Below are 14,792 nucleotides of genomic sequence, written 5' to 3'. Positions count from 1 at the left end.
TTTTTTCGTGCATGATACTACAGGTTACATTAATGAAATATTATCTCTTTATTTATAAAATAAAAAGTTGTTTTTATGAAATATATTTATTTTCTATTGTTGTCATTTTTATGTTTGGTTTGTAAATCGCAAGTAGAAACCACAAATATTTCACCTTTAATGACTTTTGAAGAATTAAGGCAAAATTTTAAAAACCCTGCTTGTAACTTTCGCCCAGAAACATGGTTTCATCTTAATGGAAATAATATTTCCAAGGAGGGTTTAACTTTAGATCTTGAAGCTATAAAAGAAGCAGGTCTGCAAGGTATCCACTTATTTAATAAAGACGGAAGACCATTCCCTAATGTAAAACCAATAAAAATTTTATCTCCTGAATGGGAAGACATGATTCGTCATGCAGCAGATGAATGCAAACGTTTAGGCTTAAAATTCACCATGCAAAATTGTCCTGGTTGGTCAATGACTGGAGGGCCTTGGGTGCCGGTTGAAGAAGCACAACGCGAAGTTGTAGAAACTGTTTATCGAGTACAGGGTGGAAATACCTTTGAAGATATCCTACAGATAGATTCTTTATACCATACACCAGATTATAATTATAAAGATATTCAGCTTTTGGCTTTTCCAACACCTGAAGGAGATGATTTACATCCTTTGAATCCATCTAAAATTGAAACAAATAATCCTTTAGTTCCATGGAAAGATATCTTCAATCCGAATTCTAAAATTATTGTTACTCGTACAACGACACGTTTAGATAAATCGTTGGAACAATACAGAAATCAAGGCATTTCAAAAGTAAATGACAAAGATACATGGGTTAAAGCAACCTTTGATGCCCCTGTGACTTTACGTACCATCAAATTTCCACAATTGAGACATATCATTATGGGGACGGAATATCCAGTAATTGATGTAAAAATTAAGGTGGAAGCACGTATTGACAATAAATTAACGGAAATAATAACCGTAAACTTACCAGACGCTAATTGGAATGATAGACGAAAGCACCTCACTTTAGCCATTCCAGAAACAACATCAAATTCGTTTGTATTTACTTTTATTGGTGAACATACTATTGCTCCGGAATTTATTCGCTTAAGCCCCAATCCTAAATTTCATAATCATGAAGCTAAAGCGGCAAAAGTATTGAGACGTCTTGAAAAAGAGGTGGAATACAACTATTCTGAAAATACGATTATCAAGTCAGAATCGATTATTAATCTCACTGATAAAATGTCCAGTGATGGTAGGTTGACCTGGGAAATTCCAGAAGGAAAATGGACAATAGTACGTTTTGGCCATATTAATATGCGCTTAACAAATAAACCTGCAGTTCCAGAAGCTACAGGTTGGGAATCAAGTAAGTTAGATAAAGTTACTATCGAGAACCATTTGCGTAATGGGATGATTGGCAATTTAATAAAAGACGGAGGCCCGATAGGTGATGGTAAACTGCATGGATTATTAATAGATAGCTGGGAGAGTCATGTGCCTACATGGACTATGAATTCTGAAGATATGTTCGAGGAATTTGAGCAACGGCGGGGGTATAGCATGAAAACTTATTTGCCGGCTACTATGGGCTATATTGTGGAAAGTCCTAAAATAACTACAAAATTCTTGAGGGATTTAAGACATACAATGGATGAGGTGTTTATCGATAACTTTTTTAAACATTTTGCTACCGTTGCCCATGATATGGGAGCAGATGTTTATACCGAAGGTGCTGGAGGCGAAGTATTACCCATAGACCCTCTGAGGTATTACGGCGTTAGCGATATTCCAATGACTGAGTTTTGGTATCCCAAAGCACCATCTGTTCAAAATGAATATGCTAAACCTGTTTTCAATGCGGCATCTGCTGTACATTTATATAATAAACCAGTTTTGGCAGCTGAAGCTTGTACTCAAGTAGGTTTGAAATGGAACGAACATCCATTTTCTGTAAAATATTTAATCGATTATAATTTTACCAAAGGCATAAATCATTTAGTATTCCATACCTTTTCGCATACACCGCAAACCAATGTGTCTCCTGGGTCTAGTTTTGGAGGAAATATTGGGTTCCCGCTAGTTCGACAACAAACATGGTGGCCTTACATGAAAGATTGGACGAATTATTTAGCAAGAAACCAATATGTTTTACAACAAGGTGAATACGTAGCTGATGTGTTGCGATATTATGGCGATCACTTTGACCGCCCACCATTCGATTTAGATTATTTCCCAGAAGGCTACCGTTTTGATTATTTAAATGCTGAAATACTACATGATAGATTAAGTGTTGAAAACGGTAAAATTCATGTTAAAAATGCAGGAGATTATCGCATCATTACATTAAGAGATTCAAAAGAAATGTTGCTGTCTACAGCTAAAAAGCTTAAGGAATTAGTATTGGCAGGTGCTGTAATTCTTGGTGAAAAACCTCAAGATTCACCCAGTTTAATGGATAATGAAAAGGATTTAAAAGAATTATTACAAATTGGAGATGAGTTATGGGGAAACACAAACGAAGGCGTAAAGCAAGTTGGTAAAGGCAAGGTATATTGGGGTAGAACATTAGACGAAGTTTTACAGGAAGAGAAAATTGAACAAGATGTAATAGTTCCAGATGACTTAAATATAAAATGGATTCACCGCGAAACAGCGGATGCACATATTTATTTTGTGGCTTCAAATATGGATAAACTAGTGGATGCTACTTTAAGTTTTAGATTGAAAGATGTGTGTCCTCAAATATGGAATGCTTTTAATGGCGAACAACAAGAAGCAAAAGTTTGGAACGCATCAAATAATAGAATAAATGTTGCACTTTCTTTCGCACCAAGTGGAAGCCAAATTGTAGTATTTTCAAAAGAAAACAAAACGCCATTAGCTTCAAAAATCACCTATAATGATGAGGTGATTTTAAGTGCAGAAACAGGATGGTTTAGAATTCATGAAACAGATAATTTGCCGGAATTATCATGGAAAGGTGACGATTTTATTGCTTCAAAGTCTGGAGAATTTATTTTTCATCAAAATAAAAATGAAATTAAAAAAGCAATAGCCATCGAAGAAAAGTCACTACAAAGTGATTGGAAGTTGCAGTTTGATGAAGGTTGGGATACACCTAATTCCATAATAATTGATGAGCTAAAGTCATTAACTGATTTAGATAATGAAGCTGTTAGGCATTATTCTGGAACAATTACCTATTCCAAAGTAATCAATATTGAAGAAACAGGTAAGCATAGTATTTTAGATTTAGGACAAGTAGCTAATATAGCAGAGCTTTGGTGCAACGGAAAAAAAATAGGGGTAAAATGGGCGCCTCCTTTTGAATTTGATATTTCTGACACGATTAAAAAAGGAGAGAATATCATTGAAGTTAAGGTTACCAATACATGGCGAAATCAATTAATTTTCGATAATACCAGATCTAAAGATGAAAAGAAAACTTGGACTACCAATCCACCTAAAAAGCATGAAACTGACTTGGAAGATTCTGGCTTAATAGGACCAGTTGTTTTAAAACTCATTAGATAATCTTTTCACCTACTAGAAGCATAATTTTTTGTTAAAGTTTAGTGTTTTAACGAATTATTAGTCCGTTTGTCTTAAAGTCAGGATAGCTCAGGACACTTTTTCAGGAGTTTTTAAGAACTTTATCTTATTGATGTTATTTTCAACTCAAAAATATCTCAAATAGCTATGAAAAAAATTACTTTTAAATCCATGTTGTTTTACTGTTTAATGCTTTTAACATGCTTTGTAACAGCACAAACTGCTCCTGATGAAGATGGAGTACCATATACGACTTGTAACCCAGATGGTGCAAATGCTACTAGGACGTCAGATGATTTACCAAACCCTGTTAATGTAGGAACTATTGATGACCGTACGTGTTACGCAAATTACAAAGAAAGCAATGTTTATGGAAAAACTTGGGGTGTGTACAACATAACAGATGGTTCAAATCAATTTGATACAACTTTGCAACCTAGAATGGAACGCTCATTAAGTAGGTCTCAGGAGACAGGTGTAGGAAGTTATGCAAGATTCACAGGAGTTGTAAGAGTTCTTGAAGTGGGTGATACCGCAGGAACCAACCAAGATGGGAGCTATTTAATACAAGCTAAAGGAAAACACACTGGTGGTGGAGGTTCCCCAGATCCAGCAATTTGTCTGTATTTAGCTAAGCCCGTATATGGTACTGGTGTCGATGCAGATAAGCAGATGTCATTCGATATTTATGCTGAACGTATCTTATATCGTGGAGGCGAAGGAAGCGGTAGGGAAATCGTTTTTTTAAAGAACGTAAATAAAGATGCGGAAATCAGTTTTGAACTAGAGGTAGGTTTTAGAGAAGACCCAAACGATGCCACTAAAAAAATTCATTATTGTGACGCGGTAATTGGAGGAGAGGTTTTTAATTGGAATATTCCTGAACCAGAAAGAGGAACGGAATCTGGTATTAGATATGGTGCATATAGAGTTAAAGGAGGAAGAGCTCAAATTAGGTGGGCAAATACTACGTACCAGAAGGTAGAAATTGTAGATAATGGCGGACCAAATCCAGCTGATAATATTTACAGGCTGAGAAATGTAGCTACAGGTAAATTTTTAACAGATGCAGGATCAAGTGCCACACCAGTTATTATGACAGATTCGGGTGAAGCTCAAAACACACATTGGACTTTTGTAGAAAGCGGAAGTTATTTTAATATTGATAGTGAAACTTTTGGAATACTGCGTGCACCAGGTTCTGGTGGTCCAGGAGGTCCTTATGTAGTTGTAAGTACTGGAAATGCTGCGCCTTCAAGTGATGGTGACAAAGTTTGGACAATACATTATAATGAAACAGAGGATACTTATAGGTTTGAATCTGGTAACAGTGGCAGGTACTTGTATCATGAAGCAAATGGAACCGTAACTCATATTTCAGTTCTAGAGTCAGATAATAGAAGTAATTGGGAAGCTATTCCAACAAGTACAGTGCTAAGTACTGATGATAATGAACTTTTGTTATCAACAATAAAAGTATACCCTAATCCTTCAGTGGATAGATTCACCATATCTTTTAAAAATATGAATGGCGCAAAAGTTAGTATTTATGATGTTTTAGGAAAGGTGGTTTATCAAAAGTTTACTAACAACGATAGTCTTGTAGTTGATAATGATTTTCAATCGGGCGTTTATCTGATTAAAGTTATTGATAATACTAATAAAGTATATCATAAGAGACTTGTGATGAAGTAAGAGATGTTTAAACAAATCATAAAAAACCAGAAAAATTTCTTTTCTGGTTTTTTTTATTTCAGATTACAGGACAAAACAGGATGGTTTTTACGAAATGCATTTTTAAATTCGGCTTCATAAGCATGCTTTAGACCTTCAATTAATAAATATGAAAAGACGCAACTTTATACAAATATCAACGCTGGCAGGAGTAGGACTTTCGCTTCCAATAGCTGGCATTTTAAATTCATGCGCTAATAACCCAGAGCACTCACTGGAATTCAAAAATTTAATTTCTGAACTTTTAAAAGATTGGTGTGATGGCATGATAAATGTTCAGATTAATAACCCTTCTAATTTAGAAAAGCATGGAGCCTTAGGTTGTCCGTCTTGTTCACATATTCATGGACGTTGTATGGATGCGGTGTATCCATTTCTGTATATGGCCGATGTTTCAAGAGAAGAAAAATATATCGAAGCAGCTAAGTTGGTGATGACTTGGGCAGAAAATAACGTCTCCCAAGAAAATGGAGCATGGACAGTTGTTCCTAATCCGAAATCATGGAAGGGAATTACCGTTTTTGGGGCCATTGCTTTAGCAGAAGCTTTAAAATATCACGGTCATGTTTTAGATAAAAAAACTCGTGAATCTTGGACCAACCGTTTAGCTCGTGCTGGTCAGTATGTTCACGATACATTTACCATCGATTTTACAAATATCAATTATGGAGCAACGGCTATTTATGGACTTAATTTAATTGGAGACTTTTTACAAAGAGAAGATTTTAAAGAAAAAAGTAAAGAGCTAGCACAAGAAGTAAAAGCATATTTTACAGAAAACGAAGGTTTTCTATATGGTGAATGTAAAAAAAGCTCTAAAAAATTAAGTCAAAAAGGATTACATGGAGTTGATTTAGGTTACAATGTCGAGGAATCGTTAAACAGTATCGTCATGTATGCACTTAAAGAAAATGATGAAGAACTATTACAATTAGTGACCAAATCATTAAATAGTCATTTAGAATTTATGCTGCCAGATGGTGCTTGGGATAATAGTTGGGGTAACAGAATGTATAAATGGAGTTATTGGGGAAGTAGAACCTGCGATGGAAGTCAACCAGCCTTTGCGATGATGGCACATATCAATCCTGTTTTTGGAACAGCCGCAGTAAAAAACACAGAATTATTAAAACGTTGCACATCAGATGGTTTAATTCACGGTGGGCCACATTATGTATCGGCAGGAATTCCACCTTGCGTGCATCATACGTTTACCCATGCAAAACCGTTAGCAGCTTTACTAGATCATTGGGAGCATCTGCCAGAAATTAATGCAGATATAGCATTGCCAAGAGTAATGGCTGACGGGATTACATATTTTAAAGATTTAGATATTACACTTTTTGCAAGAGGTGATTGGAGAGGAACAGTGAGTGCTTACGATGCAGAGTATCATTATAAAGAAGATTTTCGTCAAGCAACAGGCGCTAGTTTTGGGGTACTATACCATAATAAAGTTGGGTTGTTATGTGCAGCAAGTATGGCCGAATATCATATGGTAGAGCCATACAACCAACAACCACAACCTACTAAAGATATTGCATTAACACCAAGAATAGAAACTTTTAAAGATAATATTTGGTACACAAATCTTTATGATTTATCAGCAACAACAAAATCTAAAGACAAAAATGGAGAAATCACTATTTTTTCTAAAGTGTCTTTAAAAAATCAAAAAAGAGAAGTTATTACTGATACTGCATCAGCATTTGATTTGTCTTATAAATCTACCAATGAGAGTCTTCAAATTAAGGTAAAATCAGACAAAAATATCTCTAATCCAACCGCATTTGTTCTACCAATAATTTCACCAAATAGAGAAGCGGTTACCAAAATTAGTGATAAAGAAATAACCATTCAAAAGTCAGAAGGTTTGGTAATAATTAAGGCAAGTGCACCTATAGCTATGAAAGATATAGAAGGTCAAAGAACTTTTAATATGGTACCAGGAGTCGAAGCATTGCCCTTAGAAGTGTTTTTTGAAGAAGGTAAAAAAGAATTGCTTGTAACAATTACAGTAAGTTAAAAAATAGTAGAAGTGCAGGATTGTACAGGATATGACTTAGTCATAAGATGAATATTATTGACTTATGGAAAACATAGATTGGATATTACAATTTTTAGGGCGTTTACATCCATTATTAGTTCATTTTCCAATTGGACTTTTGGTTGTTGGCTTTATTTTAGAATTACTGACTATAAATGGAAGGCGTAAAGGACTAAGAGAAGGTATAAATCTTATGGTTTATATTGGAGCAGGTTTTGCTTTATTTTCGGCACTTTTTGGTTGGTTTTTAAAAACTCAAGATGAGTACAGTAGTGATTTAGTAAACAACCATCAATACACAGGAATCGCTACGGCTGTTTTAGCCATTATTACTGCCATTATTTTAAAAAATAGTTTTAAAAAATCAAAAGTTAATTTAAAAACTTATCGATTTATGCTTTTTGCCACCGTTGTTTTTTTAACTATTGCAGGACATTTAGGTGCTAGTTTAACACATGGGGAAGATTATCTAACAGCTGTTTTACCGGGAAATAAAAACAATTATGATAATGAAAAGTCTAAAGCTTTACTGTCTGAACTTAATGCATCAGATTCCTTATCAGAATTGCAAAAAGATAAATTAAACTTAGAAGTAAGAGGGCTTTTTGCTCATAAATGCTACCAATGTCATAGCGAAAATAAACAAAAAGGAGGGTTAGTTCTAGAGCATAAAAAAGGTGTTTTTAAAGGAGGAGAATCAGGATTAGTAGTGGTTCTAGGAAAACCTAAAGAAAGTGAATTGTACAGGCGTATTACGCTCCCAGCATATCATAAGGAGGTTATGCCAACCAAAGGTAAATTGCTAACCTCAGATGAAATAGAACTTGTAAAGCTTTGGATTGAAACAGGCGCTCATTGGTCAGATCAAGCGGTTAAAGTTTTCCCTGAAGCAGAATTAGCTCTGGTTAAACCACAAATTCCAAATGCAGAAAACTTAGAACATCCGCTAGATAAATTAATTAATAATTATTTTGATAAAAATAATCTTGACTGGCCAGAATTGGTAGATGATAGAACTTTTATTAGACGGGCATATATGGACGTTGTTGGATTGCTTCCTGAACCAGAAGCGATTCAAAAGTTTAAAGAAGACTTAAGTCCTAATAAACGTGAAATATTAATTGACTCTTTATTAAATGATAATAAAAACTATACTCAACATTGGCTGAGCTTCTGGAATGATTTATTACGAAACGACTATTATAGTGTAGGTGATAAAAAACCAATTACAAATTGGTTGTTTGCTTCTTTAATGAATAATAAGTCGTACGATCAAGTGGTAACTGAATTGGTAAACCCTGTTAGGGGTTCAGAAGGCTTTATTCAAGGGATTCAATGGCGCGGTGTGGTTAATGCTAGCCAGAGAACAGAGATGCAAGCTGCGCAAAATATTGGTCAGTCCCTTATGGGGGTTAATGTAAAATGTGCTTCTTGCCATAATAGTTTTGTGAGTAACTTAACCTTAGAACAGGCTTACGGTTTTGCAACTGTTTTTTCTGATACTATTCTAGAATTGAATCGATGTGATAAACCAATTGGCAAAATGGCGAAGGCTAATTTTTTATATCCTGAACTTGGTAGCGTAGAAGGTGAAACGGTTAAGGATAGGTTGTTAAAGCTTGCTGAGGTTATGGTACAACGAGATAACGGAAGGTTGTACCGTACCATTACCAATAGGTTTTGGGACCGATTGATGGGTCGTGGCATTGTTGAACCTTTAGATGAAATGGATAATGCACCATGGGATGCCCATGTGCTTGATTGGTTGTCGGCAGATTTTGTGGATTCGGGCTCAGACTTGAAACATTTAATTAAGCGCATCATGACTTCTAAAGTCTATCAATTACCTATGGTCAATTATAGAAAAGAAGAGGACTTAAAAACCAAGTATGTTTTTAAAGGTCCTGTAACGCGCCGACTTAGTGCTGAGCAATTTTCGGATGCCGTTAGTCAAATTATTGCGCCTTTGTATCCACAGGTAGCATTCAATCCTAATGGCGATGATATTAACGCTATACGTATTTGGCATTTAGAAGAAGAGTTGGGAAGGGTGGTATTACCTGAACCTGGTAAAAGATATTTTAGAAAATCATTTAATGTCTCAAAAGAAGCGATAAAGAAAGGAGAGATTTTAATTTCTGTAGATAATTCATATGTGCTTTATCTTAACGGAAAAAAATTAATGGCGAACGAAAACTGGAAGGTTGTAGACAAAATTGATATCACCAAACAATTAAAGCCAGGAAAAAATACCATCGCCATTGAAGGTGGAAACACAGGAGCTATTGCGAATCCTGCAGGTATTTTGTTCGCTTTAAAATTGGATTATGCGTCGGGCAAATCCATACTATTAAAATCTGATACCTCATGGGTGAGTTCTCGAGAACTACCGGAAGGTGATTGGGTTGCGGTTGCATATGATGATAGTTCATGGGAAAAAGTTAGAAATTATAGTACTGGAAATTTTAAAAATTGGGGACAACTGCTCGATTTCACCTTTAAACCCCACAACGAAAAATTTGCACGTGCTAGTTTGGTAAAGCAACACCCCTTTATGAAAGCTTTAGGTAGGCCTAGTAGAGAAATTGTTACCACTTCGAGAGAAGATCAAGCGACTTTATTACAAGCTTTAGAACTAACAAATGGAGAGTTTTTTTACGGAATTTTAGAAGAAGGAGCACAATCATGGTTAAAAAATTATGGAGATGATAGCAGAGCAATTGTAAAAAACTTATATCAAAAGGCATTAAATAGAGAACCATCAAATGAAGAAAAAACAATTATGCTGAATGTTTTAGGAAAGAATCCAAAGCAAGAACAATTGCAAGATGTATTTTGGGCTGTTTTAATGTCTCCAGAATTTCAGTTTATCAACTAAAAAGGAAAAATGGATACAAATAAGTCACGTAGAGATTTTTTGAAGAAAATGAGTGCTGCTAGTTTATCAGCGGCTGCAACTACAATTCCGGGTTTTAGTTTTTTAAGTTCATGTTCGCCTGAAGTTCAAAAAATGGCTTCAACTGCAGATACTGTCATTTTACTTTGGATGGCAGGAGGAATGGCGCATACCGAAACCTTTGACCCTAAAGCTTATGTGCCGTTTGAAAAAGGCGTGGAAAGTAAGCGAGTGTTAAGTACATTTCCTAAAAAACCAACTGTAGTTGATGATTTATATTTTTCAAAAGGATTAGAATCTATAGGCAGCATAATGGATAAAGGAGCTATAATTCGTTCATATAAATCAGCCGATTTAGGACATATTTTACATACCCGTCATCAATACCATTGGCATACTTGTTATGAGCCACCACAATCTGTACAGGCACCACATATTGGGGCTTGGATAGCTAAGGAATTGGGGCCAGCAAACCCTGTAATTCCACCTTTTATAGCCATGGGGCAACGTTTTACAATGGGGGAATCAGAAGAGTTAAAAGCATTTCACTCTTCAGGGTTTTTAGGTACTGAATTTGGTCCGTTCTTAATTCCAGACCCATCAAGTGGTTTGGAAAGTGTGCGTCCTCCAAAGGGAATGTCTCTTAAACGTTTTGAAGCGCGTTATAAACTGTTTAAAGAACTCGCAAATAAAAGCGAAGTGATGGAGCAGGCCAGTGATTATCAGCGTGAGTCTTTAATGCGTTCAATGGAACAGTCATATCGTTTATTGAATTCGCCAGAAGCCAAGGTTTTCGATTTATCACAAGAACCTAAAGAGGTATATGACACATATAACACAGGGCGTTTTGGACTAGGTTGTTTGTTAGCAAAGCGTTTAGCTCAAAATGGAGGGCGTTTTATTAGTGTGTCTACCGAATATGAACCTTTTTTAGGCTGGGACACTCATGAAAATGGGCATACAAGACTTGTAAAAATGAAACAGTTAATAGACAAACCTATAGCTCAACTTGTTAAAGATTTAGATGAAAGTGGGCACCTCGATAGAACATTGATAATTCTAGCCAGTGAGTTTAGTCGTGATGCCATTATGGAAGGTAGGCCAGGTAAAAAGGTAAAAGACCAAGTAAATCAACCTGATATTATTGAGCACGAAAAGCATTATGGCATGCATCGCCATTTTACAGATGGAAGCTCTATTCTCATGTGGGGTGGTGGTATAAAAAAAGGGTTGGTTTATGGTAAAACTGCCGACGAGAGACCTTGTTCTTCTGTAGAAAATCCTGTCGTGATAGACCAAGTGCATCAATCTATTTATCATGCTTTAGGAATTCATCCAGAAACCCATTATGAAATAGAAGGTAGACCTTTTTATACTACCCCAGATGGTAAAGGCCAACCAATACTAGATTTATTTGGTAATCCTATGAAATCTTCAAAAGAAAACGTCGCTTAAAATCAAAACAACCATGACAAAGTCTATAATAAATCGTCGAACATTTATAAATACTACTGCAAAAGTAAGTTTAGGCTTGGTGGTTGTTCCGCATTTCAACATATTAAAATCAAAACCTGAAATGTATGATGAAGTAATTGGTCATGGTGATTTTAAATACAAGGTACACAAGTCATGGGGCGATTTAGATAGAACTATTACACCTGTAAAGAATTGTCATGAAATGGTAATGGACTCTAAAGGACGCCTGATTATGGTGGGGGATGATACGCATAACAACATTTTGATTTATGATAAATCAGGAAAATTATTAGACTCTTGGGGTATTCGATATAGAGGTGGACATGGTTTATCGCTATGGAATGATGGTTCTGAAGATTTTTTATTTATCTGTGATACTAAAGGAGAAAGCCTAATAAAAACAACAACGAATGGTAGAGAGCTGATGATAATAGGCCACCCTTCTGAATATGGGGCTTATGATAAAGACGCTCCTTTTAAACCCACAGAATCTGCCATAGGACCCAATGGAGATATTTATCTTGCCGACGGTTATGGATCTAATTACATTTTACAATTTACAAAAGACGGTGAATTTATTAGAAAAATTGGAGAAGGAAGAGGCACAGAACAAAATCAATTTCAAACCGCTCATGGGGTGTGTATTGATTATAGGGGTAAAGGTGAGCCTACTTTGTTAATTACATCAAGAGCGGCAAATTGTTTTAAACGTTTCACCTTAGAGGGCAAATATATAGAACAAATTGATTTGCCTGGGGCATTTGTATGTCGGCCAGTAATTCATAATAAAAACTTGTATTCTGGAGTCTGTTGGTCATCAGAGATAGATTATGTAGAAGGCAATAAGAATACGCATCCTTTTAATATAAACCCTAAATCTGGTTTTGTTACTATTTTAGATGAAAAAAGCAAGGTGGTTTCTAACCCAGGAGGGACAAAACCAAAATACAAAAAAGGGAAATTACAACGAATGGTGCAAGAACAGCCCATTTTTCATCATTGCCATGACGTGTGTGTCGATAAAGATGAAAATTTATATGTCTGCCAATGGAATGCTAATAAAGCGTACCCCGTTAAATTAGAGCGGGTTTGATTTAAATACTTTTACTTTTTGTACTTGATGCTTATTAGTGTTTTTGCTAATAGTAAATATAACATAACTTTTTATTTTAACCATGATAGAACAGGATGGGACTAGATATGAATAACTTTATTTTTAGAAAAAATTAAAAATAAGATGTTAGAAAAGTTATTGGTTTTTTGTTTTACAATGCTAATCTCAGCAATGGCATTTGCTCAAGATTATCCTTTTAGCCTACCATCAGATATGGAAGCCACCATTAATATAACGTCTTCTTCAAAAGAATTGTATAATAATTTATTGCTTGGAACAAATACACATCATTTTTCAACCACAACAGAGAAGGATTTAATAAACAAATTAAAACCTATAACCATAAGGTTTCCACATGGTTTATGGTCTAACTGGTATGATTGGAGGCGCGATGTTACACGACTTTTCGGAACAGAAAGTTTTGAGTACGAACAAGGTGTCAATAAAACTATCAGAACTAAAACAGTGGATCATTTAGCCAGCATAAACACATTTGATAATCTTGATATTAAAGTTGGAATAGAAGGCCTCACAGGTTTAAATGCAACTAGAAAATCTGCAACAGGCAAGGGGTTTGATATGATGTGGACGTTTAACATGAGTGCAGATGGTAACGATTTTAATAACGGATGTCCAGAAACCATAGCACGATACGATGATTTAATTGCAAGAGGTTTTGATGTAAAAGCTGTTGAAATGGGAAATGAAAATTTTTATCCAGGGCAAAGAAGCTCTATCATTCCAAATACCGAAGATTATATTGCCAGAGCAAAAGCCATGTCGGCAGCACTAAAATCCAAAGACCCCAATATTAAAGTCTCTATTCCTTTATTAAGAAGAGATAATTGGGCAAACCCTAATTGGAATGCCGATTTAACACAAGATCTTACTTATTTTGATGCCGTTACTGTACATACCTACGTGGGTTCAGACCCTGATGATTCCACAAATAGCGACGAAGCTTACGGCACTGCACTTACAGCCCGTAAAGACCTAGGAAATTCAATTTATGATTATGCGCATCAAGTAGCACCTAATAAACCCATTTGGTTAACCGAGTGGGGTGTGAAATCGGGCGGCCCGAATGCGGTGTCTGCTTTAGGTATGGCGGACTGTTATATTTTTATGAGTGAAAACCAAGATGTTTTTGAGCGTGCAAATTGGTTTAGCGTAAATGGGAAATTAAATTCGCATTACGTTTGGGAAACGTATATTTCACCAAGTGGGGTTGAACGTCCAAGAATTAAATATCCATTAGAAAAAACCTTGTTTGGTTCAGCTTATGAAATTATTCGTTTGGCTTTTGAAAACACTACGTTAATTGAAAGTGATATGCAAGTGCCAAGTTTGGTCAATGGGGTAAAAGCTGTTAATGCTAGAGTAGTAGTTAAAGAGGGGAAAACCTCAGTTTTTGTGGTTAACCTTAGCAATCAGGATGTACCATTTAATATAAATATTGATGGAGTGGCTTATACAGATGCTGCAGTACATAAAACCATGTCGTTTACCTCTATGGTCGAAGAAAGAGCCATTGGGATTGATGTGGACCCGTTAACTTTAGTTAGCCAAGGAAGTGGCAGTATTACTTTGCCAAAATTTTCAATAAACATTATTGAGTTAACGAACGCCTCATTATCAAACTCAGAAATCGCTAAACAAGCCGAGGTAAGTATATATCCGAATCCTAGTTATGGTACCTTTAACATAAAATTGAATCACGGAGAGGCCGCACAGTACAGGATTTATTCCATGAATGGTGTAGAAATTCAAAACGGAAAATTTGTTTCATCAAAAGAGATTCATTTTGACAATAATCAAGCCGGTATTTACATATTGCAAGTAGTAGGTAGTCAAGGCATCTCAACCCATAAAATTGTGGTTCAATAAGTTTTTAAAACCACTTAATAAGTATGGGAGTTTAATTAGTTCCGAAAATTAATATCTAAATCAAATAATACAATAACATCAGAAATATCAAA

7 protein-coding genes are annotated in these 14,792 nt (G+C 35.5%); all 7 read left to right on the top strand.

The window, feature by feature from the left end:
* Window positions 1–75: 75 nt before the first annotated feature.
* The 7 genes from L3X39_RS12975 (at window position 76) to L3X39_RS12945 (ending at window position 14,700) form a co-directional block, all read left to right on the top strand.
* Entirely contained in the window at window positions 76–3,528 is a 3,453-nt protein-coding gene (locus L3X39_RS12975) for a glycosyl hydrolase (protein ID WP_237232286.1), read from the top strand.
* 165 nt (window positions 3,529–3,693) lie between these two features.
* Window positions 3,694–5,241, top strand: a complete 1,548-nt coding sequence (locus tag L3X39_RS12970) for a T9SS type A sorting domain-containing protein (RefSeq protein WP_237232285.1) — start codon at window positions 3,694–3,696, stop codon at window positions 5,239–5,241.
* Between the two features lie 148 nt (window positions 5,242–5,389).
* The gene (locus L3X39_RS12965) at window positions 5,390–7,306 is read left to right on the top strand and encodes an ulvan lysase-like protein (RefSeq protein ID WP_237232284.1); all 1,917 of its coding nucleotides are present in this window, start codon (window positions 5,390–5,392) and stop codon (window positions 7,304–7,306) included.
* A gap of 64 nt (window positions 7,307–7,370) precedes the next feature.
* On the top strand, window positions 7,371–10,205 hold the full coding sequence (locus tag L3X39_RS12960; protein WP_237232283.1) for a DUF1553 domain-containing protein: 2,835 nt from the start codon (window positions 7,371–7,373) through the stop codon (window positions 10,203–10,205).
* 9 nt (window positions 10,206–10,214) lie between these two features.
* A complete protein-coding gene (locus L3X39_RS12955; protein WP_237232282.1) occupies window positions 10,215–11,678 on the top strand; it encodes a DUF1501 domain-containing protein in 1,464 nt (487 codons plus the stop codon).
* 13 nt (window positions 11,679–11,691) lie between these two features.
* Window positions 11,692–12,792, top strand: a complete 1,101-nt coding sequence (locus L3X39_RS12950) for an NHL repeat-containing protein (RefSeq protein ID WP_237232281.1) — start codon at window positions 11,692–11,694, stop codon at window positions 12,790–12,792.
* Between the two features lie 177 nt (window positions 12,793–12,969).
* On the top strand, window positions 12,970–14,700 hold the full coding sequence (locus L3X39_RS12945) for a T9SS type A sorting domain-containing protein (protein WP_237232280.1): 1,731 nt from the start codon (window positions 12,970–12,972) through the stop codon (window positions 14,698–14,700).
* The last annotated feature ends 92 nt before the right edge of the window (window positions 14,701–14,792 follow it).

This window comes from Flaviramulus multivorans, from assembly GCF_021728415.1.
GTDB classification, from domain to species: Bacteria; Bacteroidota; Bacteroidia; order Flavobacteriales; family Flavobacteriaceae; genus Sabulilitoribacter; species Sabulilitoribacter multivorans.
This window is presented reverse-complemented; position numbering and strand designations above follow the sequence as displayed.